General features: G+C 57.7%; 25 protein-coding genes, 1 pseudogene and 1 riboswitch. Of the genes and pseudogenes, 13 read left to right on the top strand and 13 right to left on the bottom strand.

Annotated features, from left to right (window positions below):
* Positions 1–41 precede the first annotated feature (41 nt).
* Complete coding sequence (locus tag H8S59_RS08970) at positions 42–815, bottom strand: class II glutamine amidotransferase (RefSeq protein WP_095093501.1); 774 nt, start codon at positions 813–815, stop codon at positions 42–44.
* A 59-nt stretch (positions 816–874) separates the two neighbouring features.
* A complete protein-coding gene (locus H8S59_RS08965) occupies positions 875–1363 on the bottom strand; it encodes an MFS transporter (protein ID WP_187521174.1) in 489 nt (162 codons plus the stop codon).
* Between the two features lie 142 nt (positions 1364–1505).
* Here H8S59_RS08965 and H8S59_RS08960 point away from each other — a divergent pair, with 142 nt between their 5' ends.
* Both H8S59_RS08960 and H8S59_RS08955 read left to right on the top strand, forming a co-directional pair.
* Positions 1506–3566 (top strand): S9 family peptidase, encoded by a 2061-nt coding sequence (locus H8S59_RS08960; protein ID WP_187521173.1) that lies wholly within the window; start codon positions 1506–1508, stop codon positions 3564–3566.
* Positions 3567–3672: 106 nt separating this feature from the next.
* The gene (locus H8S59_RS08955; RefSeq protein ID WP_095093625.1) at positions 3673–4149 is read left to right on the top strand and encodes a cyclic nucleotide-binding domain-containing protein; all 477 of its coding nucleotides are present in this window, start codon (positions 3673–3675) and stop codon (positions 4147–4149) included.
* 332 nt (positions 4150–4481) lie between these two features.
* On the opposite strand, the gene H8S59_RS08950 is transcribed toward H8S59_RS08955, so the two are convergent.
* Positions 4482–4766 (bottom strand): hypothetical protein, encoded by a 285-nt coding sequence (locus H8S59_RS08950; protein WP_095093503.1) that lies wholly within the window; start codon positions 4764–4766, stop codon positions 4482–4484.
* A gap of 93 nt (positions 4767–4859) precedes the next feature.
* Here H8S59_RS08950 and H8S59_RS08945 point away from each other — a divergent pair, with 93 nt between their 5' ends.
* The 4 genes from H8S59_RS08945 to H8S59_RS08930 all read left to right on the top strand — a co-directional run bounded on the left by H8S59_RS08945 (position 4860) and on the right by H8S59_RS08930 (position 7065).
* Positions 4860–5546 carry a spermidine synthase gene (locus H8S59_RS08945; protein ID WP_095093504.1) on the top strand — a complete coding sequence of 229 codons (687 nt, stop codon included), beginning with the start codon at positions 4860–4862 and terminating at the stop codon, positions 5544–5546.
* Between the two features lie 71 nt (positions 5547–5617).
* Positions 5618–5989, top strand: a complete 372-nt coding sequence (locus H8S59_RS08940; RefSeq protein ID WP_095093505.1) for a YajD family HNH nuclease — start codon at positions 5618–5620, stop codon at positions 5987–5989.
* A 126-nt stretch (positions 5990–6115) separates the two neighbouring features.
* The gene (locus tag H8S59_RS08935; protein ID WP_087265375.1) at positions 6116–6604 is read left to right on the top strand and encodes an RNA methyltransferase; all 489 of its coding nucleotides are present in this window, start codon (positions 6116–6118) and stop codon (positions 6602–6604) included.
* 86 nt (positions 6605–6690) lie between these two features.
* Positions 6691–7065 carry a YgaP family membrane protein gene (locus H8S59_RS08930; RefSeq protein ID WP_095093506.1) on the top strand — a complete coding sequence of 125 codons (375 nt, stop codon included), beginning with the start codon at positions 6691–6693 and terminating at the stop codon, positions 7063–7065.
* Between the two features lie 686 nt (positions 7066–7751).
* Here H8S59_RS08930 and H8S59_RS08925 read toward each other — a convergent pair.
* Complete coding sequence (locus H8S59_RS08925; RefSeq protein WP_187521172.1) at positions 7752–8201, bottom strand: YcgN family cysteine cluster protein; 450 nt, start codon at positions 8199–8201, stop codon at positions 7752–7754.
* A 228-nt stretch (positions 8202–8429) separates the two neighbouring features.
* Between H8S59_RS08925 and H8S59_RS08920 the strand changes: the two genes are divergently transcribed.
* Positions 8430–9023: a nitroreductase family protein gene (locus H8S59_RS08920; RefSeq protein WP_187521171.1), complete on the top strand. Its 594-nt coding sequence runs from the start codon at positions 8430–8432 to the stop codon at positions 9021–9023.
* 331 nt (positions 9024–9354) lie between these two features.
* On the opposite strand, the gene H8S59_RS08915 is transcribed toward H8S59_RS08920, so the two are convergent.
* The 5 genes and pseudogenes from H8S59_RS08915 to H8S59_RS08895 all read right to left on the bottom strand — a co-directional run bounded on the left by H8S59_RS08915 (position 9355) and on the right by H8S59_RS08895 (position 14608).
* Complete coding sequence (locus tag H8S59_RS08915; protein ID WP_187521170.1) at positions 9355–10287, bottom strand: D-2-hydroxyacid dehydrogenase; 933 nt, start codon at positions 10285–10287, stop codon at positions 9355–9357.
* 114 nt (positions 10288–10401) lie between these two features.
* Positions 10402–10695, bottom strand: a complete 294-nt coding sequence (locus tag H8S59_RS08910; protein WP_027901859.1) for a YcgL domain-containing protein — start codon at positions 10693–10695, stop codon at positions 10402–10404.
* Entirely contained in the window at positions 10692–11825 is a 1134-nt protein-coding gene (rnd, locus tag H8S59_RS08905) for a ribonuclease D (protein WP_095093510.1), read from the bottom strand. Before rnd ends, H8S59_RS08910 begins: the two co-directional genes overlap by 4 nt.
* 147 nt (positions 11826–11972) lie before the next feature.
* Positions 11973–12590: pseudogene (locus H8S59_RS08900) on the bottom strand (methylated-DNA--[protein]-cysteine S-methyltransferase); the annotation flags it as partial.
* A 329-nt stretch (positions 12591–12919) separates the two neighbouring features.
* A complete protein-coding gene (locus H8S59_RS08895; protein WP_187521169.1) occupies positions 12920–14608 on the bottom strand; it encodes an NAD-dependent malic enzyme in 1689 nt (562 codons plus the stop codon).
* Positions 14609–14986: 378 nt separating this feature from the next.
* Between H8S59_RS08895 and H8S59_RS08890 the strand changes: the two genes are divergently transcribed.
* From H8S59_RS08890 to H8S59_RS08880, 3 genes are all read left to right on the top strand, one after another.
* Positions 14987–15637, top strand: coding sequence for an HAD-IA family hydrolase (locus H8S59_RS08890; RefSeq protein WP_187521168.1), 651 nt, complete (start codon positions 14987–14989; stop codon positions 15635–15637).
* Between the two features lie 124 nt (positions 15638–15761).
* Positions 15762–16568, top strand: a complete 807-nt coding sequence (locus H8S59_RS08885) for an alpha/beta hydrolase (RefSeq protein ID WP_187521167.1) — start codon at positions 15762–15764, stop codon at positions 16566–16568.
* Positions 16569–16838: 270 nt separating this feature from the next.
* Positions 16839–19136: an autotransporter family protein gene (locus H8S59_RS08880; protein ID WP_187521166.1), complete on the top strand. Its 2298-nt coding sequence runs from the start codon at positions 16839–16841 to the stop codon at positions 19134–19136.
* A 108-nt stretch (positions 19137–19244) separates the two neighbouring features.
* On the opposite strand, the gene H8S59_RS08875 is transcribed toward H8S59_RS08880, so the two are convergent.
* The 4 genes from H8S59_RS08875 to H8S59_RS08860 all read right to left on the bottom strand — a co-directional run bounded on the left by H8S59_RS08875 (position 19245) and on the right by H8S59_RS08860 (position 22904).
* On the bottom strand, positions 19245–19541 hold the full coding sequence (locus tag H8S59_RS08875; protein WP_425504568.1) for a hypothetical protein: 297 nt from the start codon (positions 19539–19541) through the stop codon (positions 19245–19247).
* A 491-nt stretch (positions 19542–20032) separates the two neighbouring features.
* On the bottom strand, positions 20033–20830 hold the full coding sequence (locus H8S59_RS08870; protein ID WP_187521165.1) for an ABC transporter ATP-binding protein: 798 nt from the start codon (positions 20828–20830) through the stop codon (positions 20033–20035).
* Positions 20827–21870 (bottom strand): FecCD family ABC transporter permease, encoded by a 1044-nt coding sequence (locus H8S59_RS08865; protein ID WP_187521164.1) that lies wholly within the window; start codon positions 21868–21870, stop codon positions 20827–20829. Before H8S59_RS08865 ends, H8S59_RS08870 begins: the two co-directional genes overlap by 4 nt.
* On the bottom strand, positions 21867–22904 hold the full coding sequence (locus tag H8S59_RS08860) for an ABC transporter substrate-binding protein (RefSeq protein WP_187521163.1): 1038 nt from the start codon (positions 22902–22904) through the stop codon (positions 21867–21869). Before H8S59_RS08860 ends, H8S59_RS08865 begins: the two co-directional genes overlap by 4 nt.
* A gap of 192 nt (positions 22905–23096) precedes the next feature.
* Positions 23097–23291: riboswitch (cobalamin riboswitch) on the bottom strand.
* 211 nt (positions 23292–23502) lie between these two features.
* Between H8S59_RS08860 and pcsA the strand changes: the two genes are divergently transcribed.
* The 3 genes from pcsA to H8S59_RS08845 all read left to right on the top strand — a co-directional run bounded on the left by pcsA (position 23503) and on the right by H8S59_RS08845 (position 25490).
* Positions 23503–24222, top strand: a complete 720-nt coding sequence (gene pcsA, locus H8S59_RS08855) for a phosphatidylcholine synthase (RefSeq protein WP_095099333.1) — start codon at positions 23503–23505, stop codon at positions 24220–24222.
* A gap of 252 nt (positions 24223–24474) precedes the next feature.
* On the top strand, positions 24475–24750 hold the full coding sequence (locus H8S59_RS08850; RefSeq protein WP_095099331.1) for a hypothetical protein: 276 nt from the start codon (positions 24475–24477) through the stop codon (positions 24748–24750).
* A 134-nt stretch (positions 24751–24884) separates the two neighbouring features.
* Positions 24885–25490: a LysE family translocator gene (locus H8S59_RS08845; protein WP_095099328.1), complete on the top strand. Its 606-nt coding sequence runs from the start codon at positions 24885–24887 to the stop codon at positions 25488–25490.
* Positions 25491–25507 lie beyond the last annotated feature (17 nt).

Below are 25507 nucleotides of genomic sequence, written 5' to 3'. Positions count from 1 at the left end.
GCTAAAGCCAGTCCTACAAAATTGCGCACCGCTCCCAAAAATCAGGTATTGCCGCTCGCCACACATTCACCACGCCGCCATAACGCCCACTGACCCGGCTCGTAGCGGTTCCAGTTTTCGTTCTCGGTCAACGGCTCGGTAGCAATCACCGTCACGACATCATTGGGTGTGGTTTCGGCCTGAAAATCGACGATCACGTCGACATCCTTCAGACGTGCCGGACCAAACGGAGCGCGACGTGTGATATGGGCCAGTTTGGTACTGCAAAAGCAAAACAGCCAGTCGCCATCACTGAGCAAGCAGTTAAACACACCCTTGCTGCGATAGTGACTGCACGCCTCGACCAGTGATGGCAGCAGTTCTTCGACTTCTACCGGCTCAGGGAAGGCTTCGCGCACGCGGTTGAGCAAATCACAGAACGCCGCCTCGCTGTCGGTGTCGCCCACCGGCCGATAAAACGTAGCAAGGGGATCGAAACCTGCCAATTGGCCGTTATGGGCGAAACACCAGTTACGGCCCCAGAGCTCGCGCACAAAGGGATGGGTATTGGACAGGCATACGCGACCGACATTGGCCTGACGGATATGGCCAATCACCACTTCGCTTTTGATGGGATAACGCTGCACCAGTTGGGCAATTTCCGATTCGCTGCTGGCGGCGGGGTCCTGAAACAAGCGTAAGCCACGACCTTCGTAAAAGCCGATCCCCCAGCCGTCACGATGCGGGCCCGTACGCCCGCCGCGCTGTATCAGGCCGGTAAAGCTGAAAACGATGTCAGTCGGGACATTGGCGCTCATGCCCAGTAGTTCACACATGCTCAGGTTCTCGATTGCAAACGTTCAGCAGCATGGCGACACAAGCGCCGGAGGACGATTCAAAGGCGCGGTTCGACCCGCGAACGACTGCTGGTATTGACGTTGGGCGCCACCGGTTTACGCGCAGGGCGGTCAGTGTCGGAAAAAGGCTCATCCTCGTCTTCGACATCCGTTGCGGTTTCAGGCTGGACAGGTTTTTCCGGATTGCGAGCTTTCCAGCTTTTTTCCAGAGGCCAGCGAATCAACGCGAACAGCACGTAAACCACCAGGGCAATCATGCCGTACATGGCCAGATCAGACAGCGCGTTCCAGACGTTACTGCCCACCTTGAACAACAGGTCCAGGGCCGTAATGGCAACGGCAGGCGCGTAAATTTCCTTGGTGGCGTCGATCATTGTCGGAGTAAACAGCAACACCGCAACGATCACCACCAGGGGCTCGCGCAGGTAACGCCACATCCAGCGAGTCGCCAGAAACCAAACCAGCAGACAGCCCAACGCAGCAAATGCGTAGAGCCCCCAGGCGATCGTATAGTCGTTCTCGGTCATGACATCCGTGGTAAGGCAGGTAAAGAGGCGCTTATGATAACGGCTTTTCGCCAACCCGGCTTGTCCGGCTTGAGTATTAGTCCGGCGCAGCGGCTTTTCATTTTTTCCGCTTGCGCCAGGCGCCTCCACGAGAGAGCCCTGCATGACCCTATCGAATTCACCATCCACTGCCCCCCTCGCCCGCAAAGCCGAGGGTGCAGATCCTTACGCCTGGCTGCAAAACCGCGACACCGAGGAAGTTCTCGACTACCTCAAGGCGGAAAATGCCTGGCAGCAGACACAACTGGCCGATCAGGAAGCGCTGCGCGAGACGCTGTTTCAGGAGATCAAAGGCCGCATTCTGGAAACCGACCTGTCGCTGCCCTCCCCTTGGGGACCGTATCTGTATTACACCCGCACCACCGAAGGTGACGAATACGCCCGTCATTACCGCTGCCCGCGTCCGGCGGACGGTTCGCTGAGCATCGACGAAAGCCATGAAGAAGTGCTGCTCGACCCCAATGTGCTGGCGGGGGGCGGCTTCTTTTCCCTCGGTGCATTCAGCATCAGCCCTGACCATCGGCGTCTGGCGTACAGTCTGGACACTACCGGCGAAGAGGTTTATCAGCTTTACGTCAAAGAGCTGAGCAATGGTGAAGTCAGAAGTCTGCCGTTTGAGGATTGCGACGGCAGCATGACGTGGGCCAACGACAGTCAGACGCTGTTTTTCGGCGAGCTGGACGACACCCATCGGCCGCACAAGCTGTATCGCCATCGCCTGGGTGATGACGCGGCGGATCTGGTTTTCAACGAGCCAGATGGCCGGTTTTTCCTGCATTGCTATCGCAGCAGCTCGGAAAAGCAGTTGATTCTCGGGCTCGACAGCAAGACCACCAGCGAAGCCTGGGTGCTGGATGCCGATCAACCACAACACGCATTCGTGTGCATGGCGCCGCGCGTTGAAGGTCATGAATACTCCATCGATCACGGCCAGGTGGACGGCGTGTGGAGCTGGCTGATCCGTAGCAATCAGGACGGCATCAACTTTGCGCTGTATCAGGCTGAGCAAAAAGCCACCGGCGTGCCGACCCGCAATGACTGGAAAGTGCTGGTTCCGCACAGCGACACGGTGATGCTTGAAGGTCTGAGCCTCAACGCCAAAGGCCTGACCCTTAGCCTGCGCGAAGGAGGCTTGCCGATCATCGAGGTGCGTCCGCAGGGTCTGCCTGCCTATCGCGTGCAGTTGCCGGACGCGGCTTACAGCCTTTACGTGCAGGACACGCTGGAGTTCGACAGCGATAAAATCCGCCTGCGCTACCAGTCTCTGAATCGCCCGGCCCAGGTACGGCAACTGACGCTGGCCAGCGGCGAGCAATCGGTCCTCAAGGAAACCCCGGTGCTCGGCCCGTTCGATGCCGACGCCTATGTCAGCCAGCGTTTGTGGGCCACCGCCAAAGACGGTACGCAAGTGCCGATCAGCCTGGTCGTCAAACGTGAGCTGGCAGACCAGCCAACGCCGCTGTATCTGTATGGCTATGGTGCTTACGGCGAAAGCCTTGACCCGTGGTTTTCCCACGCTCGCCTGAGTTTGCTGGATCGCGGCGTGGCCTTTGCTATCGCCCACGTGCGTGGCGGCGGCGAGCTGGGTGAAGCCTGGTATCGGAACGGCAAGCAGGAACACAAGCAGAACACCTTCGACGACTTCATCAGCTGTGCTGAGCACTTGATCGCTGAGAAGCGCACCAGCGCCGAACAGTTGGTGATCAGTGGCGGCAGCGCCGGCGGCCTGCTGATTGGCGCAGTGGTCAACAAACGTCCCGAGTTGTTCAAAGCCGCGATTGCCGAAGTGCCCTTCGTTGATGTGCTCAACACTATGCTTGATCCCGACCTGCCACTGACCGTCACCGAGTACGACGAGTGGGGCAACCCGCAGGAGCCGGAGGTTTATGAGCGAATCAAAGCCTATGCGCCGTATGAAAACGTCAGCGCCCAAAAGTATCCGGCCATGCTAGTGATCGCAGGCTACAACGATAGCCGGGTGCAGTATTGGGAAGCGGCCAAGTGGGTGGCCAAACTGCGGGCGCACAAGACTGACGATAACCTGCTGCTGCTCAAAACCGAACTGGGCGCAGGCCACGGCGGCATGAGCGGTCGCTATCAGGGTTTGCGTGACGTGGCACTCGAATACGGGTTTATCTTCAAGGTATTGCAGATCAACCCATGAACTCGGTTTGAAATCCGTGTCTTAGTAGCTGTGGGGTCGGACCTTGAAGCGTCCGACCTTGCTCAAATACATCAACACCGTTGATTGGCCAAAACAAGACCCGACCATGTCAGAACAACCGTCACACCTGAATAATGAAATCCGCGACATGCTCATGGACTGTGGGCTGTTTGACCCACTGCTGCCTGCTGATTTCCAGACCGCTGCGGGCTACTTCAACATGGCATCGATTGCCAAAGGTGAAGCCATCTTCAGTGAAGGCGATCCAGGCTCGTTCATGAGCATCATCCACCTGGGCACGGTCTCGGTGCAGAAGCTCAACCCTGAGGGGCAAACGGTGGAAATTGCCGTGTTGCGTCGCGGCCGGGCATTTGGCGAAATGGCCGTGCTGGATGGCGAGCGTCGCTCGGCCAGTTGCATTGCAGCAACCGATTGTCAGTTGCTGAATCTGGGCCGGGATGCGCTGGAAAAAATGCTCGATGAAGCGCCGCGGGTTGCCGCGAAAATCATCCGGGCGCTGGCCACGTCGCTGTCCAAACGCTTGCGGATGGTTGATGGCCAGCTGTTGGCGCAGCAGGTTTAGTTGTTTGTCTCAAGTAATTCGCAACGTCTGAGCAGAAACTGGCTTTAAATGTGGGAGCGGTGCTTGCCCGCGATAAACGATAACGCGGTATGCCTGCAAACTGCGTCTAATGATCCTCGGAATGTCGCCCAGACACAGCATCGCTCCATAGGATTCTCTGATGAGGTGGGACCGGCTTCAGCCGGGAAGAGACCGGTACAGACGTTGAATTTTTATCTGTGAAATACCGCCTTCCCGGCTGAAGCCGGTCCCACGTCCTCGATCAGCTTGCGGGCAAACATAGAACTCCCGCAGGCCCTCGACCCGCTCCATGACATCGATTTCAGGGGAATCTATTTAGGCCGAGCCGGCATCGGCGTCGGGGCATTCTGATCCAGCCCTGGCACTGGCTGCCCCTTGGGTGGCTGCGGCAGTTCGACTTTGGGCAGCAATGTCCCGTTGCCCTGTGTGCCGTTTATGAGTGCAGGCCCAGGCGGAACGACCTGAGGATACGGCGTCGGTGTGGCGGTGCCCGGCGAGCCCGATGCGGGGATAGATGCCGCAGACTGATTATCTGCATACCCGACATTTACCCAGAGCGCAGTCAGGATAATCGCCGGTAGAATAGCGCGCTTCATCAATGGCCTCCTGTGCCAAACGATTGTTGTGCCGTTCAGCCTACTCCTGGCCGACGACCTATGGTCAAAAATCTACCTCCAGATGAGTCCTCAATGAAACGTTTCGTACTGCTCGACACCACTGCCATTCCCGATAACGGCGGTGCTTTGTGCCTGTTCGAATACGGAGAAGACTTTGTAATCAAGATTCAAGGCGGCGATGGCGGCCAGTTGATGAACACCCGTATGCACGGCTCCGAAGACGCTTTGGCGGAAATCCCCTGCAAGAAAGTCGCCTCACGGGTGCAGCCTCGCGTACTGATCGGCGGCCTCGGCATGGGCTTTACTCTGGCCTCGGCACTCAAGCATCTGGGCAAGAATGGCGAAGTAGTGGTGGCCGAGCTGGTACCCGGTGTCGTGGAGTGGAATCGCGGGCCGCTGGGCGAGAAGTCTGGTAATCCGCTGCTGGACCCGCGCGCCAGAGTGATCGTTCAGGACGTCGCTCAGGTATTGAAAAGCGAGCCTCATGGCTTCGATGCGATCATGCTCGACGTGGACAACGGCCCCGAAGGCCTGACGCAGAAGTCCAACAGCTGGCTGTATTCGTCCGGTGGACTGGCAGCCTGTGCGCAGGCTTTACGCCCCAAGGGTATTCTGGCTGTGTGGTCAGCCAGCGCCGATCAGAAGTTTTCCGACAAGCTGCGCAAGGCCGGTTTCAAGGCAGAGGAAGTGCAAGTCTTCGCCCACGGCAACAAGGGCACGCGACACACCATCTGGATCGCCGAAAAACTCAAAGGCTGAACCCGTCGCGACGCGCTAGACTTGGCACATTCATTATTGTTTCAACGACCGAATTCGATACAGGTGATCCCATGAGCACGGCCAACCCACCCTCCCACACCGCCAAGCTGGATCGCATCCTGGCCGACGCCCAGCGCGACCGCGAAATGGGTTATCGCGACAAGGCGCTGCGCATGTATCCGCATGTCTGCGGCCGCTGCGCTCGTGAATTCGCTGGCAAGCGCCTGAGCGAACTGACTGTGCACCACCGCGACCACAACCACGACAACAATCCTCAGGATGGCTCCAACTGGGAATTGCTCTGCCTGTACTGCCACGACAATGAACATTCGCGCTACACCGACCAGCAGTACTTCTCTGAAAGCTCCACCAGCAGCCCGAAAGCCGCCAAGGCGACGCATAATCCGTTTGCGGCGTTGGCGGGGTTGATGAAGAAGGAATAGAAGCAGTTTCGAGCTGCAAGCTTCAAGCTGCAAGTAAGAGCAACCCAATCCGCTTGTAGCTTGTAGCTTACCGCTTGCGGCTTTGCCACCGTATAATCGCCCGCTTTTCCCAGCGAGCACCTCTCCGTGGCAAACAAACGCTATGCCTGCATCGGCCTGTTCAATCCCAAGTCTCCGGAAAACGTAGGCTCCGTGATGCGTGCGGCGGGTTGTTACGGAGTGGCTTCGGTGTTCTACACCGGCAAACGCTATGAGCGCGCCCGGGACTTCGTCACCGACACCAAGAAGATCCATCAGGACATCCCGTTAATCGGCATCGAAGACCTGAAAAGTATTCTGCCGCTGGGCTGCATTCCGGTCGCGGTGGAACTGGTGGACGGCGCTCGCGCCCTGCCGGAATACACTCACCCGGACCGTGCGCTGTACATCTTCGGCCCTGAAGACGGCTCTCTGGACAAAGAGATTCGCGACTGGTGTGAAGACGTCGTCTATATCCCGACTCAGGGCTGCATGAACCTGGCTGCCACCGTCAACGTGGTGCTTTACGACCGCATGGCGAAGGGCGTCAACACTCGTTCGGGTCCGCAATTCGGCCGGGAACAGGCTGATTCGTAAACAGCTGAGTGAAATGGATTGAACAGTTTCGGAAGGCAACAGTCAGTTCTTACTGAACCGAAATCATCCCATCATGGAGCAAGATCATGAGCGATACCCCGATTGTAGAACGCATTGACGACGCCATCGAAGGCAAACCAGAACAGAACGTTCAAGGCTGGGAGCGTGTTGGCTCGCTGGCAGGCGGCGTATTGATGATGGGCAAAGGCCTGCGTCGGGGCGGTTTCTTCGGCCTGATCCAGCTGGCTATCGGCGGCGCCGTGCTTGCCCGCGGTATCACCGGGCATTGCTCGGCCAAGAGCATGATCGAGAAGAGCCGCAACGATCTGGACATCGCCAAATCGCGCATCAAACGTGCCGGTGACGAGCTGAGCCTGCTGAAGACCAAAGCTGAAGTGGCGACTGAAGACGCGCTGACTGAAGGCCTGGAAGCGCTGACCAAGCCGAAGAACGGGCTGTAAGAACACATCGCATCGGTAGGAGCGAACTTGTTTCGCGAGAAGCAGTGGCTGATACACCGCCTCGCCAACAAGTTGCCTCCTACCCGGTCCGGCGACAAATCTGAAAATAACGCGTGAAGCTTTCACCGCATCGGTAGGAGCGAACTTGTTCGCGAGAGGTGCTGACTGACACAACGCCTCGCCAACAAGTTGCCTCCTACCCTGTCCGGCGACAAACCTGAACATGACGCGTGAAGCTCTCATCGCACCGGTAGGAGCGAACTTTGTTCGCGAGAAGCAGTGGCTGACACAACGCCCTCGCCAACAAGTTGCCTCCTACCCGGTCCGGCGACAAATCTGAAAATAACGCATGAAGCTTTCACCGCACCGGTAGGAGCGAACTTGTTCGCGAGAGGTGCTAACTGACACACCGCCTCGCCAACAAGTTGCCTCCTACCCGGTCCGGCGACAAACCTGAAAATGACGCGTAAAGCTTTCACCGCACCGGTAGGAGCGAACTTGTTCGCGAGAGGTGCTGACTGACACAACGCTTCGCCAACAAGTTGCCTCCTACCCGGTCCGGCGACAAATCTGAAAATAACGCATGAAGCTTTCACCGCACCGGTAGGAGCGAACTTGTTCGCGAGAGGTGCTGACTGACACAACGCCTCGCCAACAAGTTGCCTCCTACCGATACGCGCAATGATTCACCCCGCCCGAAATATCAGGTAATCCTCCCAATCATCCTCAGGCACGCTGTTCTCGCTGACCATGCGACCAGACTGAGAGATGCGCTCTTTATGTACCGCCTCCCGATCACCGCACACCAGATGGTGCCAAAGCGGCAAGTCCTTGCCTTCGCTGACCAAACGATAACCACAGGTCGGCGGCAGCCATTTGAATTCGTCAGCCTGCCCCGGCGTGAGCTGGATACAGTCCGGAACCGATGCACGGCGATTCGGGTAATCGGTGCATTGGCAGGTTTTCAGGTCGAGTAGCTTGCAGGCAATACGCGTGTAATAAACGCTGTTGTCGTCTTCATCCTCAAGCTTCTGCAGACAGCACAGGCCACAGCCGTCACACAGCGACTCCCACTCAGCAGTGTCCAGTTGGGCGAGGGTCTTGCGGATCCAGAAGGGTTCGACTTTAGCGGCCATGGGTTCGGGCTATCAACATCAGGTAGGAAAAAGGCCGCCAGTCTAGTGCGACAGGGGCTACGGGCCAAGTGTGATCGACTGCCGGTACTCAAGACTTGTCATCGGACGGACGGCGCAGTAGTTTTAGTGCGCTGCTTTTATACAACATGCGCTAGTCGACATCCGCGATGCCTGCCGTCCACGGCCCACCGCTTGAGCGTTCCTCCATCCTTGCCTTTCAGGATTCTCATGAGCACAAACCCTCGCGTCGCCGATTTCCCTATCGATCCACAATTCACCGAGCGCTGGTCGCCTCGCGCGTTCAGTGGCGAAAGCATTCCTCAGGAAACCCTGCTGAGCTTTTTCGAAGCTGCACGCTGGGCGCCTTCGGCTTATAACTCGCAGCCTTGGCGTTTCCTGTATGCACGCCGGGACACGCCGAACTGGGAGCGTTACCTGAGCCTTTTGGTCGAGTTCAACCGTAACTGGGCACAACATGCGGCGGCACTGGTGATCGTGATCTCCAAGACCACCTTCACCGCCCCCGGCGCCACCGAAGAAAGCCCGGCGCTTTGGCACACCTTCGATACCGGTTCCGCGTGGGGCTACCTGGCTCTGCAAGCAAGCCTGAGCGGCTGGCACACACACGGCATGGCCGGTTTCGATCAGGAACTGACCCGCAAAGAACTGAATATTCCGGAAGGCTACGCGGTGCACGCAGCAGTGGCGATCGGCAAGCTGGGCGACAAATCGATCTTGCCGGAATACCTGCAAAGCCGGGAAGTGCCAAGCCCACGCCAGACCGTGGCGCAGTTGGCAGCTGAAGGTGATTTCAGCCTGTAAACACAAATCCGGTAGGAGCGAACTTGTTCGCGAGCGGCGGTACCTTACACACCTCCTCGCCAACAAGTTGCCTCCTACCCGACCCGACGAAAAACCTGAAAATGACGCGCGAGCTTTCACCGCATCGGTAGGAGCGAACTTGTTCGCGAGAGGCGGTAACTGACACACCTCCTCGCCAACAAGTTGCCTCCTACCCGACCCGGCGAAAACCTGAAAATGACGCGTGAAGCTTTCAGCGCACCGGTAGGAGCGAACTTGTTCGCGAGAATTTCCCCTGATACGCCTCGCCAGCAGGTTGGCTCCTACCCCAGATGCGACGATAGACCCAGACTCAATACCCCCGCGAAAAATCCACTTCCCCGCGCAGTAGCTCACCCGCCTCATAGGCTTTGAGATTTTCAACAAACAGCCCGACCATCGCCACGGGTGAAGTCGGCGCCGAACTGTGGCCGGTCAGCAGCAACCCCCAGGCGGTCCAGAACGGATGGCGCTGCGGCAGCGGCTCCTGACGGCAAACGTCAATCACCGCACCCGCCAGATGCCCTTCCTTGAGGGCCTCCACCAGATCAGCATCCACCACCGAAGTACCGCGCCCAACGTTCATGAACAAACCCGTAGGCTTGAATTTGGCGAATAGCTTCGCATCGTAAAGATCATGGGTTTGCGGCGTGTTAGGCAGCAGGTTAATAACGTAATCCACCTCCCCTACCAGCCGATCCAGATCCTCCATCGCGCCGACTTCAACGAAAGGTGTCTGGGTGCGGGCGCTGGACGCGATGCCATAGACCTGCACGCCAAACGGCACCAGAAACTGCGCCACGCTCACGCCAATGTCACCTGCGCCGACGATCAAGGCCTTGCGGCCTGCAAGACTCTGGCCGCTGCGGTTGTCCCACTTGCGTTCGACCTGGCTGACCAGGCGCGCCAGCACTTCACGTTCGTGACCCAGCATGTAAGTCAGGACAAACTCGGCCATCACCTGGCCGAATATGCCAACTGCACGGGTCAAGCGGTAATTTCGGGTAAGACCTTCGGCCAGCAGCGGGGTAATGCCTGCCCAGGTCGACTGCATCCATGCGGGTTTGTGTCCCTGACGCAGCAGGTTGGCCAACAGGTCCGGCTGGCCGAGCCATACCGGACAATCAGTGGCAAACCTGGACAACTCGGCAGAGTCGCCCGTGCTGAGGATTTCCAGTTCCGGCGCAGCCTTGCGCAGCAGTTGGGTGTAGACAGGGTAATCGTGTTCGGCGATCAGAACGCGCATGGCTTCAAAACCTTAAAAACAATACAGGCGACCAATGACCGGCAATGCGCCCTGACTTGGCGCTCTCACCAGTATCAATCTTTATAACTTCGGCTAACGGGTGCTGGCTTTGGCTCAGACCGGATCATTGCGACGCAACAGCTCTTCGGGCAAGTGTTCGATGTACTCGTCCTCCGCTGGCGGCATCTGCAAGTGATAACCCTGGGTGTCGAGATTCTCCAATACCTTATTGATGTCTTCGCGAGACAGCGCACGCTCTGGACTCAATACCAGATCGAACGCATGAAACGGTTTGCCGAACGCAACCATCAACTCGGGCGGTACGCGTTTGAGCTCATCGCTCTTGAGCACGTACAGGTACATCTCATTTCTTTTGGTACTACGGTAAATCGAGCAAATACGCTTCACTGCTGTTCTCCTGCGTTGGCCAGGCTGTCGAGCAGCGCCTGGCCCATCAATTCGCGACGCCAGCCACGCAGCGAATCGGGCAATTGATAGGGACCGTTCGGGAAGCCGCTTTTAAGCAGGGCTTCCAGGGTCTTTTTGCGCAACATCAGCTCTGGCGCCATGTCCAGTTGTTCGGCATAGCCCTGGCCCACCGCACGCAGCGTCTTGATCACGGCCGCGGCTTCGATCGGCAAAGGCTCAGGTAGCGCCGGCGGCCACTGATCAGGCGGCAAGCTGCTAGCCGTCTTGATCAGGTTGAGCAGATACTCGCCATCCTGACGCACGGTCTTGGGGTGCATGTCGTCAATCTTTGCCAGCGCAGCCAGGCTGTCCGGTTGAGTCCTGGCTAACGGCCACAGCGAATGCTCACGCACGATGCGGTTACGCGGCACATTACGGGCACGGGCCTCACGCTCACGCCAGGCACACAGCTCACGCAAGACTGCCAACTGAGCGCGGGACAGTTTCCAGGCCAGCTTGGCCTCGCGATAAACCTCGTTCGGGTCGACATCGCGACGCAGATTGGCGACCAGTTCGGCACCATCATCCAGCAGCCACGTGTATTTTTCGTCAGACAGGCGCGGACGCAGAAGGCTGTAAAGCTCGGCCAGATGCACCGCGTCTTCCGCTGCGTAGCTGATCTGTGTTTCGGACAACGGACGTTGCAGCCAGTCCGAACGGGTCTCGCCTTTAGGCAGGTCAATGTTCAGGACGTCCTGAACCAGACGCGAGTAGCCCATGGAGAAACCCAGGTTCAGGTAAGCAGCCGCCAGTTGCGTATCGAACAGCGGCGCTGGCAGGCTGCCGGTCAGACGCAGCAAAACCTCCAGGTCTTCGCTGCAGGCATGCACCACTTTGATGACGTCAGGGTTTTCCAGCAGTGCCGCCAACGGGCGCCAGTCATTGATCAGCAGCGGGTCAATGAGCCACGCGCTGGTGCCGTCGCCAATCTGCAGCAAAGCCGCGATTGGGTAGAAAGTGTCGACCCGCATGAACTCGGTGTCGAGGGCAACAAAGGGCAATGACTGCCACTGTGCGCAATGCAGGGCGAGGCTGTCGTCGTCGCGAATCCAGTGAATATCGATGGCCACACGGCTCTCCCTTGAAGAATGGCGCGCAGTATATATCGCCCTCGGCAATTACCGCGCATCTGTCCTGCAAGTGTTAAACATCTTCATCTTGGATTTGTAGCTAATACAGGCAAAAAGTGACCGTTCATCGGGCCAGCGCTGCGACTTTCAGAACGCTAAGTGGCCTTGCTCGTCGATGGGCAGTTTTACGCGCTCCAGACGCAACAGGAATTCCTTGCGATGCTTGCCACCGCCGTAACCGGTCAGCGAGCCGTCGGCGCCGATGACTCTATGACACGGCAGAACGATGGACATGCGATTGCTGCCATTAGCCAGCCCGACCGCACGGCTGCCGCCTGGCTTGCCCAGCAACAGCGCGATTTCGCCATACGTGCAAGTAGTCCCGTAAGGCACCTGACGTAACGCTTCCCACACCTGGTTCTGAAAAATACTACCGGGCGTATGGAGCTGGACTTCAAAGCGGGTCAACGTGCCTTCGAAGTAGCGTTTCAGCTCATCTTCAATCTGCAGCAGATGCGGATGGTCACCCGCACCGATCAAATAGCCGAAACGACTGCGCAGTTCTTCGACTTCACGCATCAGGATCGGCCGATCCAGGAATTCAAGCATTACCAGCCCGCGCTTTTCCGCCATGGCCAGCATGGGGCCTATGGGTGTATCCAGCGGCTTGAAATACAGGGGCTCGCCGGTGCAGGGTTTCGCAGGTTTGGTTTGCAGCAGGGTTTTCAGGGCGGCGTTGAAGGCGCTGATGAGCTCAGCTCCTGCCTTGTCGAATCCTTCCAACGGATGCTCCTGTATTTTATATAGGTACTGATAGTCGCGCGGAGCCCATGACTCAGCGCTTTCTAACGGCAAACACCGAACCTGTTGGAGATTCCATGTTCGCCCACGGCATCAGTGATTCCTGTGGGAGCTGGGCTTGCCCACGATTAACGATAACGCGGTCATTCTGACTAACCGCATGCCGCCCAGACCAAGCCCAGCTCCCACAGAGATTGCATTTCAGATCGTTAACTCTGTTTCATTTTAAACCCATAAAAAAAGCCGCGACAGGCTTGCCTGTCGCGGCTATAGCTCAATTCGTCAGCCCGCGATCAAACCGCGCTGCGACGGTACGCCCGGTATTTCGGCTGCCAGAAGTTACGCTGGATTGCCTCAATCAGAAACTCTTCAGTGGTTTCCAAGGCGACACCATCAGCCTGAGCCTGCTTGGCCACGGCCAGAGCAATCTTCTTGCTGACGTCCTGAATCTCCTTCAGCGGCGGCAATACCGCGTCGCCTTTGCCCGTCACCATCGGCGAGCACTCGGCCAGCGCGTTGGAAGCAGCCATCAGCATCTTGTCGGAGATCCGGGTGGCTTTGGCCGCGATCACGCCCAGACCAATGCCCGGGAAGATGTAGGAGTTGTTGCACTGTGCAATGTGGAACGTGCGATCGCCCACAGTCACGGGCGCAAATGGACTACCGGTTGCCACCAGCGCATCACCGTTGGTCCAGGTCAGAACCTCCTGCGGGGTGACTTCAACTTTCGACGTTGGATTGGACAGCGGCATAACCAGCGGCTTGGCGCAGTGTTTGTGCATTTCTCGAATGATCTGCTCGGTGAACAGACCACGCTGACCGGACACGCCAATCAACACAGTCGGCTTGCCATTGGTCACTACATCCAGTAGTTCCGGATAACCCGTACCGCTCGACCAGCCCGACACGTCACCCGCTTTCTGGGCCAGGTTCTTCTGGAAGTCCAGCAGGTTGTCCATGCTGTCGGTCAGCAGGCCGAAGCGGTCAACCATCATCACTCGCTTGCGCGCTTCTGCTTCCGTCAGGCCTTCAATCACCATCGCGGCGATGATGTGCTCAGCAATCCCGCAACCGGCCGAACCTGCGCCCAGGAACACCACGCGCTGCTGACCGAGGGTTTCGTTCTTGGCTTTACAGGCCGCGAGCAAAGTCCCCACCGCAACCGATGCGGTGCCCTGAATGTCGTCGTTGAAGCAGCACAGCTCGTCGCGGTACTTGTCCAGCAACGGCATGGCGTTGGTCTGAGCGAAGTCTTCGAACTGCAGCAACACGTCCGGCCAGCGACGCTGAACGGCTTCGATGAACAGCGCGATGAAGTCTTCGTACTCCTTGCCGGTCACCCGCTTGTTGCGCCACCCCATGTACATCGGGTCGTCGAGCAACTCCTGATTATTGGTGCCGACGTCCAGCACGATAGGCAGCGTGTAAGCCGGGCTGACCCCGCCGCACGCGGTGTACAGCGACAGCTTGCCAATTGGAATGCCCATGCCACCAATGCCCTGATCGCCCAGACCGAGAATTCGCTCGCTGTCCGTCACCACGATGATCTTGATCCGATCCTTGGTAGCGCTGCGCAGAATATCGTCGATGCGGTCGCGATCCGGATAGGAGATGAACAGACCGCGGTGCGTGCGGTAGATCTTGGAGAATTCCTGACACGCCTGCCCTACCGTCGGCGTGTAGATGATCGGCAGCATTTCATCGAGGTGGGAATCAAGCAGGCGGAAAAACAACGTTTCGTTGTTGTCCTGGATCGAACGCAGATAAATATGCTTGTCCAGATCGCTCGCGCACTGCTGATACTGGCTGTACACCCGCGTGACTTGCTCTTCGATGGTTTCTACGTTCTGCGGCAGCAGCCCGATCAGATTGAATTCGACCCGCTCTTGCGGGGTAAAAGCACTGCCCTTATTCAGCAGCGGCATTTCCAGCAGCGAAGGGCCGGCATAGGAAATATATAAAGGTCGCGAAGTCTTGGTCATTTTCAGTGATCGCCTTTTCTTGTCTACTCGTATTCAGTCCGTACAACCGAGACTGGCAACCCGGAATCTCCAAAAGAGCGCATCAGGGCCAGCCTCGAAAAAATCGGGGTCGTGAAATCAAGGTGCGTATCTTACTCGCGCAAAACCGTGTTGCGACAATTTGCCGCTACTACATGGCGAAAGGATGGCAAAAAATCAGGTTCGTACCCCCTGCTACTGCTGGGCAGACTCGGAATTGTCACGGAATATGTTGGCCTATTTAGGAGCTGCCGAAGGCTGCGAAGGCGTTTTTCCTGACACACCGTATTTCGCAGCTTTCGGCAGCTCCTACAAAATCGCGCACATCTTCACACTACCCCCACTTCAAAGAGGTATCACATGCTCAACAACCGACGCTTCTCGGCATTCCTGTTCGACATGGACGGCACGCTGCTCAACTCCATCGTCGCTGCCGAGCGGGTCTGGACTCACTGGGCCGAGCGCCACGGCCTGGACGTCAAAACCTTCCTGCCTACCATCCACGGCGTGCGCTGCATCGACACCATCCGCAACCTGAATCTGCCCGGCGTAGACGCAGAACGGGAAGCCGAAGCCATTTCACAAGCAGAAATCGATGACGTGGAAGGCGTCATAGAAGTCGCCGACGCCGCCCGCCTCCTTGCCTCGCTTCCACCCGAGCGCTGGGCCATCGTGACTTCCGCCCCACGCGCTTTGGCCGAAGCCCGCCTGAAAGCCGCCGGCCTGAAACTGCCGGTCAACATCGTCACTTCCGAAGACGTCAGCCAAGGCAAACCCGCCCCGGACTGCTTCCTGCTTGCGGCTAAACGACTGGGTGTTGATCCAAGAGACTGCCTGGTATTCGAAGATGCGCCTGCAGGTATTGCAGCGGCTGAAGCAGCGGGCGCGAGTGTGGTGGTGATTACGGCGACGCATGAGCATGAAATGGACACGCAGCACGGAACGCTGGCGAGTTATGAAGGGGTGACGGTGGTGGTTGATGCAGAGGGGTTGGGTCTTGTTCAAAACTGAATGGAAGTATTGTGCCAACTTCAACCCTGAACTTGTCGGCCTCCAAAGTGCGGCATAACTTTTTATGAAAAGGCACTTTCCCTGTCGATCGCCGTTGGCCGGTTTCTGTAAAGCCTGGATGGTAATGGTCAGCGCGCTTCTCATCGCCTGCCAATCGCCGCGCGAGGCGTTGCAGCAACTCGCGGAAGAGCACGGCCGCCAATTGGAAGTCCTGTCAGGTTCCCAATTCCCCCTCGTCATCCTTGCACCACGCAGCGCAGAAATACCGATTCGCCTGCGCGTCTATCTGGAAGGCGACGGCCACTCCTGGGCAACGGCCACTCAGCCCAGCCTGGATCCCAGCCCGCACAATCTGCTGGTGCCACGGCTTGCGGTTAGTGACCCGACGCCCAACGCCTACCTGGCGCGCCCCTGCCAGTTCGTCATGGCGGCGGGATGTCAATCAGCACTCTGGACCCATCGACGTTTTTCTCAGGAAGTGGTCACCCGTCTCAGCCAGGCGCTGGATCAGTTAAAACATCGATATGGCAACCGAGAGTTTGAAATCGTGGGTTACTCCGGAGGAGCCGCTCTCGCACTCTTGTTAGCGGCGCAGCGCAATGATGTTACCCAAGTGCAAACCCTTGCTGGCAATCTAAGTCCACGGCTATGGGCGACCATGCAAGGCCTGTCGCCACTGGAGGGCTCACTGGATCCGCTGGACTATCGTGATCGACTCGCCTCTTTGCCCCAGCGTCATCTGATCGGGGAAGCAGACCTGATTATTCCTGGTCGTTTGGCAGATGCGTATCAACAGGCGCTTGGCTCGCCCCTTTCCCAATGCATCTCTGTACCAGCAGTCAGCCATGATGAGGGATGGGAAAAGACATGGGGCGGATGGATGAAAACACCTTTGGAACATGAGAATCCTGAGATTCAGGACGAACGTTAGCGGAATGGCTTGGCGCGGACCACAGAAAACGCCATTAAGTTCCGCTTACTGCTGACTAATCCGATAAGACTGATAAAAATAACTATCGCGTCGCAGTTTTGCGCTTTTTTTTACCTATTTCAGCAATTCGAAGATGAATTGTCCTACACAAATGTGTAAATTTTCCCCCGCTTGAATCAGCACTTAACTGACAAGCTGGCAGGGATGCCTAAAACAGACGCTGACGCGCCGGTTGTTCCCTGTCAGTTTCTGCCCTGTAAGGATACTGCCTTGAACATTTCCCACCTGCGCCGCTCGTTGCTGGCTCTCTCCGTCGCGTCTGCCACTGCCCATGCAGCACCTGCACCCGACTTCAACTACGACCTGAGCACCGGGACATACCGCAGCTCCGGCGATGTCTTCAATAACGCCACCTTAACCGGGACGTCGCAAAACGCAGGTGTAGATCTGAATGACGTGACCCTGGAAGGCAGCCTGGTCAACCTGGGCAAGATTAACCGGACGGCTGCGAACTCCACCGACTTCCCGGCCGGTATCTCCCTGACCCTCGATTCCACCGTCGCTGGTGACCTGGTCAACCAGGGCGATATTACGGTAACCGGCAACGGTACCTCGGGGCTGGACCTTTACCTTGCGACCATCGCGGGTGAAGTGAACAACACCGGCAACATCACCGTAACGGGCGAAAATGCCAATGGCATGATGATCACGTCAACCCAGGCGAGCATCAACAACTCGGGGACTATCACCGCTCGCGGCATCGATTCTGCAGGTATCGAGATCGAAAAAGCTCGCTTTACAGGCGTTATGTCAGGCGCCCCTTTCAAGAGCGACATCAACAACAGCGGGACTATCTCCGCCGACGGCGTGGGTATCCACTTTGTCAGCCTCGACACCTCCGGCGGTTTCGACATCTTCTCCATCAGACAGACAGGCGGCCTGATCGAAGGCGGCACCGCAGCAATTCTGGCGGACGACAATGCCTCCCCTTCATATTTCTACTGGCAAGGTGGCCAGGTCAAGGGTGACCTACTGGGGTTGAGCGGTGTGCTGGTGCAAGGCGACGCGATGTTCGATGGCTCGACCATCCGTTCCGGTTTTGTCGATATCGACGGTGGCCGCCTGACGCTGCTTCGCCCGCAGACCACGATCGTCGGCGACCTCGACATGGACAGCGACACTGCTCGCCTGCGCCTGCTGCTGGACAACGACACACAGCCTAATACGCCAATCCTGAAAGTCACTGGCAATACCTACTTCTCTCCAGGTAGCCAGGTCGAACTGCAGGCCCGCTCGGACGACTTCCGCACCTCGGCTCAGGGCACCCGCTACACCCTCATCAACTCTGGCACCTGGGAAGAGCCGCAAAACCTGTCCGTGGTTTCCTCCTCGGCATTGCTTGAAGTGAAGAACTTCGGCATTGAAGGCCAGGACGTAAAAGCACTGGTAGCCACCCGCAGCGATGAGACGATCACAGAAGACCTGCTCGGTGCCCACGGCTCGCGCAATGCAGTGAACGCCATCAAGCCGTTCAAGAACACAGTCATGGGCCAGCTGGACGAAAGCGACCCGGTATTCCAGCGTTTCGCCAACGCCGCCACCAGCGAAGAACTGGCGAAACTTGCCGAAACCCTGACCCCGGACGTCAGCCGTGGAGCGATCAACGCCGCCACCAACAGCCAGAATCTGGTCAGCAGTGCCGTGAATCGCCGCGCCAGCAAAGCACGTAACGGTCTGTCCTCGGGTGACGTCCTGGCCAATCAAGGCGTATGGCTACAGGCGCTGTCCAGCGACGCCAACCAGGATAGCCGCCACGGTATCGACGGCTACGACGCCAACACCAACGGCATCGCCGTGGGCGCCGATGGCAAACTCAATGCCGATACCACCGTGGGCCTGGCTTACAGCTACCTGACCAGCGACGTCAAATCCGACCTGGGTAGCAAAACCGATGTCACCGGCCATGCACTGACCCTGTACGGCAACTGGGCACGTGACAACTTCTTCGTCGACACCTCCCTGATGTATGGCTGGAACGACAACGAGTCCAAGCGCTACATCGCGGGCACTCGCGCCAAGGCCGACTACGACAGTGAGATCTTCGGCGTTAATGCACTGGCAGGCTACACGTTCCAGCTCGACAAGCAGTGGGTGGTGGAACCGCAGGTCGGTGCGCGCTACGCCAACGTATCGATTGACTCGTACCGTGAAAAAGGCAGCTCTGCCGCTCTCAACGTTGGCAGCCAGCGCTATGAAATCGGCGAGATGGGGCTGGGTGCCCGCCTGGCAGCCGCTTTCGACGTAGGCGTGGGCAGCCTGGAGCCGGAAGCCAAGCTGATGGCCTGGCACGACTTCATCGGCGACAAGGCCGGCACCACCTCCACCTTCGTGCTCGGCGGTACGCCGTTCACCACCACCGGCGCAACACCGGCCCGCGACAGCTACGAGCTGGGACTGGGCGCGAACTACCGCGTGGGTGCGTGGAGCGTGGGCGGGACGTACAACTACCTGACCAGCAGTGGCTTCGACGCCGACACCTTCACCGCGAATGTGCGTTACGACTTCTGATTGAGGTCTTAGCCTGAAGCAACAAAGCCCGCTAATGCGGGCTTTGTTGTTTCAGTTTGAGCAGAGGGATCAAGTCTCACCAGGGGCTGAACATACGACTGAGTGTGCTCAGTTAAGTAGCCTGGCCAGCAACAGCGTTACCGTGGACACTGTGCCAATCATGCCGATGGCAATTGCGACGGGATACCAGAAAATTTCGCGAGTCATTTTGCGAGCTTCAGCATTAAGCTTGGTTTTTTCAGCGCCGAGCTTGTCAGCCTCCAAAACGAGCTTGCGAGCTTCAGCTAACATTTTGTCGATCTCGGCTTTGGTTTTTTCGAGCTCGGTTTCAGTCATGACGCGTTCCTGCATGGTTTCCCCTGAACTGATTTCCCTCGTAATGCCGAGTGGATTCAGATCCATCATCAGCCAATTCCAATTGGCGACTGCGGTAGTTATTCATATCTCCCAGCTTTCGACTATCAACCTGAGGAAAACAGGACGATTCCTACACCCCTCTAGACCGCGTTAGCCGAGATCCCCCTACTCCTCCCAGGCTCGCTCGACACATCGCCCAATTATTTCGGCTTTGGCAACCAACAAACCATCTGCCATGAATTCCTCTTATCAAACAAACTACAACTATCTGATTTGGAATGCTTTTCTGTAGGAGTGAGCTTGCTCGCGATTCGGTCTGTCATTCAATGAAGATATGGCCTGTCCTGACGCCATCGCGAGCAAGCTCACTCCTACAGAAAAGCATTCCAAACCAGATGGTTGTAGTTTGTTTGATAAGAGCCGGGCTTGCTCGCGAAGAACGATAACGCGGTATACCTGCCTAGGTGCCGGGCTTATCGCGAGCAAGCTCGGCTCCTACAGGACCGTGATCATCTTGAGATGCTTTTACACCTTCAGCTTTATGAGCGAAACCGCAATATTCGCGTCCCGTCATACGGATCGGTCAGGTAGTGCGCTTCTACACCAAACGTCTCGCGCAGCAGTTCGCAGGTCAGCACGTCGGAAGGTTCACCGATGGCGATCAGTGCGCCTTTGTCCATCACGGCCAGCCGGTCGCAGGCCAGCGCCTGATTCAGGTCGTGGAGGGCGATCAGAGTCGTAACCGACAATGATCTGACAAGCCCCAGAATGCTCAACTGATGCTGGATATCCAGGTGGTTGGTGGGTTCATCCAGCAACAGGATCTGCGGTCGTTGAGCCAGGGCGCGGGCGATGTGGACGCGTTGTCGTTCGCCCCCCGACAGGCTGTGCCAGGCGCGCTTGGGTTTGTCGGCCATGTCGACATCGTGCAAGGCCTGACGAACAATGCCATCGTCTGCGGCTGACCAGGGCTCCAGCGCTGAAAGCCAAGGCGTGCGGCCCAGTTCTACAGCGTCCAGCACCGTGATCGCGTCCGAGGTTTCCGCCTGCTGCTCGACAACCGCAATCATCTGCGCGACATCGCGGCGTTTCATGGCGGCAAGGTTAATGCCGTTAAGGTAGATCTCGCCGCCGGCCGGGGTGCGGATGCCAGACAGCAACTTCAATAGGCTGGATTTGCCAGAGCCGTTGGGGCCGATCAATCCCAGGGTTTCACCGCGCCGTAACTGCAACGCGACATCCCGAACAATGGGCACACCCTTGATCGACCAGTTCAGACCGGAGCACGACAACACGTCGCGGTCGATGTCGGTCGCTGGCTGTTTGAGAATGCTCATCGACCCCCCTTGGCCTTTATCAGAATCACGGCGAATACCGGTGCGCCGATCAGGGCGGTGATAACTCCGACGGGCAAGACCTGGCCCTTGATCGCCGTGCGGGACAGCACATCGGCAGCGATCAGAAAGACCGCGCCGGCCAGGGCACTGACCGGGATCAAACGACCATGACGCACGCCGACCAGCAAGCGCGCCGCATGGGGCACGACCAAGCCGACAAAACCGATGGAACCCACCAGCGAGACCATCACCGCCGTGACCAGCGCCACCGTGGCGATCAATATCACTTGAACCCGACGCACCGGGATGCCCAGGGCCGCGGCGGAATCACTGCCGAACATGAACGCATCCAGCGAGCGCCGATGCCACAGGCAGACCGCCAGACCGATCAACACCACCGGCACGGCCAGCGTGACTGATTGCCAGCGCACGCCACTAAGGTTGCCCAGCAGCCAGAACATGATGCCGCGTGCCTGTTCGGAGTTGGCTGATTTGGTAATCAGGAAAGAGGTCAGGGCGTTGAACAGTTGCGAACCGGCGATGCCCGCGAGAATGATCTGCCCGCTGCCACTGACAGCGCCGGTACTGCGCGCCAGCAGGGCGACCAGCACAAAAGCGGCCATGGCCCCGGCAAACGCCCCGGCTGACAACGAGATAGCGCCTGCGCCCACGCCGATGATCGCTACCAGGACCGCGCCGGTCGAGGCCCCGGCGGAAATGCCCAGCAGGTAAGGATCGGCCAGGGGGTTGCGCAACAGTGATTGCAAAACCACGCCCGAAATAGCCAGGCCCGCACCGCAGGCCGCTGCGACGAGGGCGCGGGTCAGGCGGTAATTCCAGACGATGCCTTCATCGATAGGGTCGAGCACGAAACCGGCGCCCCACAGTTTGTTGGCCAGCACCTGAAACACCAGTGACAGGCTGATCGGCGTTTCACCAATGGCAATGCCCGCGACAATCGCCACCAGCAATACCGCCAGCACCCAGGCTCCGTGCAGGCAAATCTTGCTTAGCAAGCGACCGGCGAATTGCGCTGTCATGGGTGCAGATCAAATTTGTCGATGGCGTCCGCCAGTTCATCGATGCCGTCGAAGGTACGAATCGTCGCTTCCATGGCTTGGGCGTCCAGAATGACAATCCGGTTGTTCTTGACCGCGTCCATGTTTTTGGTGACGGGGTCGGTCTTGAGGAATTCCAGTTTTTTCTGGAAATCATCGGCCGGGAAGCGGCGGCGGTCCATGCGCGCCAGTACCAGAATGGTTGGGTTGGCCTTGGCGATGGTTTCCCAGCCAACCGTCGGCCATTCCTCATCGGACTGCACGATATTGCGCAGACCCAGGGTGTCCATCATGAACGCCGGAATGCCTTTGCGACCGGCGACATAAGGGTCGACGTTCAGGTCTGCGCTGGAGAACCAGAATACTGCCGAGGCGTCCTTCAGGTGTTTGCCTTTGACGCTGGCCTGAGCCGTGGCGAGACGTGCCTGCAGGTCGGCGTTCAACTCGGCACCACGGGCCTGGACGTCGAAGATTTGCGCCAGTTGCGTGACGGTCTTGTACAGGCTGTCGATCGAAAACGGGCGCAGGCGCGTGCCGTCAGCACCTTTCAGATTGTCTTTGCCTTCGCAGTCCGACGGCATGAGGTAGGTGGGGATTTTCATTTCGTTGAATTGCTGCCGGGTGCCCACCACGCCTTGGGGGCCGACCATCCATTCGAATTGCACGGCGACCAGTTCCGGGCGCTTGTTGATCACCGCCTCGAAGCTGGGATCGTTATCGGCCAGACGCGGGATCTTGTCGTTCAGGTCCTTGAAACGGGGCAGCACGTTGTTGAACCACAGCGAAGTCCCGACCACTTTGTCGGCCAGCCCCAGGGAATAAAGGATTTCAGTGGCTGACTGGCCAATGGTCACAGCTTTGCCGGGCGCCTTGGCGAAGGTCAGCGGCACGCCGCAGTTATCCAGAGTCAGCGGGTAGGTTGTCTGCATGCCAGAGGGTTGGGCCGGGTTGGCCGCCAGGGTCAGCGCAGAAAAACCCAGTCCAGCAAGCAGAACAGCAAAACGAGGCAAAGACATGAAAAACGATCTCCATTCGAACGGTTATCCGCACGATGGTGTTCTGGCTGGATACACATCACGACTTGCTGCTGGCAAAGGCTCGGCAGGGTCAATCAGTCACGGCTGTGCCGCCGTGCTGACGGATGTACTCCCCGGACACCCCGCCGGTGGGTCAGTTGCCAGAAAGTGCGGCCGCTTTATTGGCTGCGGTGCAGCTTCCTGATGTCGGCAGGTCTCCTGACTGACGCATCATCGCCGTGCTCGGGCCTTCCCGGAGTGACCCAGTGGCATCGATGGAGCAGGGCTCAGCGCCTACAGTTGCGGGGGCAGTTCCGGTTGACGACCTTGAGGTCGTCACGGATTCCCTATTAATCCCGTTTGGAAACCGACGGGCGGCATGGTAATGGATATGTTTAAAAGAGTGGGGATTTTTCCTATATTGGTCGCTGGCAGGCATTTTTTTATCGTGCGTTTCGCTTGCTCGGCGCATGATGCAACCCTGAACTGGCAGGGCGTTAACACCGTCCGGCGATGAACCTTATCGACTGATGGCCGGTCGATAGTCCGTCCAACCAGGTTTACACTGGTCCGCTACACCTTTTGGAGACATTTTCCTGTGATATCGACTCAACGAGTGGCCTGGCTTAAAGCCTGGGGTGCCCACGGTTTTACCGCCACCGGCGTGGTCATTGCATTTCTGGCGACCATTGCCCTGTTCGATGATCAAGCCAAGGCATGTCTGTTGTGGCTAGGCCTGGCGCTTGCAGTGGATGGCGTCGATGGTTCGCTGGCGCGCAAATTCAACGTGCAATCGGTGTTGCCGGGCTTTGACGGTTCAGTGCTGGACCTGGTCATTGATTATCTGACGTACGTGTTTATCCCTGCGTTGTTTATTTATAGCTACATCCCGCTGCCGCCTTATACGTTGTTGCTGAGCACTGCGATCATTCTGGTGTCGTCGCTGTTCTGTTTCTGCAATCTGGAAATGAAGAGCAAGGACAATTACTTTCAGGGCTTTCCGGCGGCCTGGAACGTGGTGGCGCTGTGTCTGTACATCATTCAGCCATCGCCTTGGGTGACCTTCCTGACCATCATCGGTCTGGCGTTGCTGACGGTGACCCGGATGAAGTTTCTGCATCCGTTCCGGGTGCGTCGTTTCATGCCGCTGAATATCCTGGTGACCACCATCTGGTTGATCAGCAGTGCGTTGCTGATCATCAACCATCCCCATAACGGGCCAGTGGTGATGGGCGTGTGGTTCACGATGTCGGCGTACTTTATCGGCATCTGCCTGTGGCGCACTTCGCTGGAGTATTGGGGAAAGTGGCGGGCTTGAGTACTGTTTGAAGGATCTGTAGGAGCTCAGGAGCACCGCGAGGCAGCGATGGCGTTCTGTCTGATACACCGCTATCGCGGCCTCGCGGTGCTCGTGCGCTCCTACAGGTCTAATGTTTGCCGCACGACAGCGATTGCATTTCTGACAATTTTCCCCCACCAATACCGACTATCAAGAGCAGTGATTTCTACGTAAACGACTCCGGGCGTAACCTTTGTTCATTCCCGAAATGAACCCGATCCGGAGGCTCTCATGAACCGCATTTACGCTTTTGCCCTGTTATTGACCGTTGCTGTTGTCTCCGGTTGCTCCACCCATCATGCCGTTGAATTGCGTCCTTACACCGCCCAGGAAACCCATCAGTTAGCGCTGGAAGATTTGAATCGTCGCGGGCTGACCTTCGACGAGTATCAGATCGCCAAGGCTAAACTGTTGGCTGATCCACAGATGCAGGCTGTTCGAGCATTTGATAATCGCGGTGAGATCAGTGCTGATAACGCTGAAGTCAGCAAGGATCGTCAAGGCTAAGCGCTCAAGTACAGTCTCGATAAATCCTTGGTGATCCAGAACTGTACCGGTTGTATTTTTACCTGACTGTTCGTGTGTTTTTGGGCGTTGGTTCGTTAGGGTGAAGGCCTGCCCTTTGACGTCTGGACCGCTCCATGTCGCTCTCTCTCGATCTACTGCTTGCCTTCGCCCTGTTTGCATTCGTCACGTCGGTGACGCCTGGCCCCAATAATATGATGCTGCTGGCCTCTGGGGTGAACTTCGGGTTCAACCGGACGGTGCCGCATATTTTCGGTATCAGCTGTGGTTTTTTCAGTCTGGTACTGGCGGTGGGTCTTGGGCTCGGCGCTGCGTTTCAAGCTTACCCACTGCTGTATTCGATCCTGCGCTACGTCGGCGCTGCCTATCTGTTGTACCTGGCGTGGAAGATCGCCACTTCTGGCCCGGCGTCTGACGCATCAGGACATGAGGGCAAGCCGCAGACGTTTATGCAGGCTGCGCTGTTTCAGTGGGTCAATCCCAAGGCGTGGGTCATGGCAGTCGGTGCGATCAGTACCTACACGCCGCTGCAGGGTTACTTCACCAATGTGGTGATTATTTCTGCGGTGTTCGCGCTGATCAACGCACCGAGTGTTTGTGTCTGGGCTGGGTTTGGCAGCCTGCTGCGCAACGCGTTGCGCGACCCGTTCTGGTTGCGGGTGTTTAACGGGGGGATGGCGCTGCTGTTGGTGGTTTCGCTGTATCCGATGTTGAAGGGGTGATTAGCGTTCACTTTAGA

Source organism: Pseudomonas folii, assembly GCF_014357575.1.
Taxonomy (GTDB): domain Bacteria; phylum Pseudomonadota; class Gammaproteobacteria; order Pseudomonadales; family Pseudomonadaceae; genus Aquipseudomonas; species Aquipseudomonas folii.
Note: the sequence above shows the minus strand (reverse complement) of the source record. Positions and strands in the feature narration are given on the sequence as shown.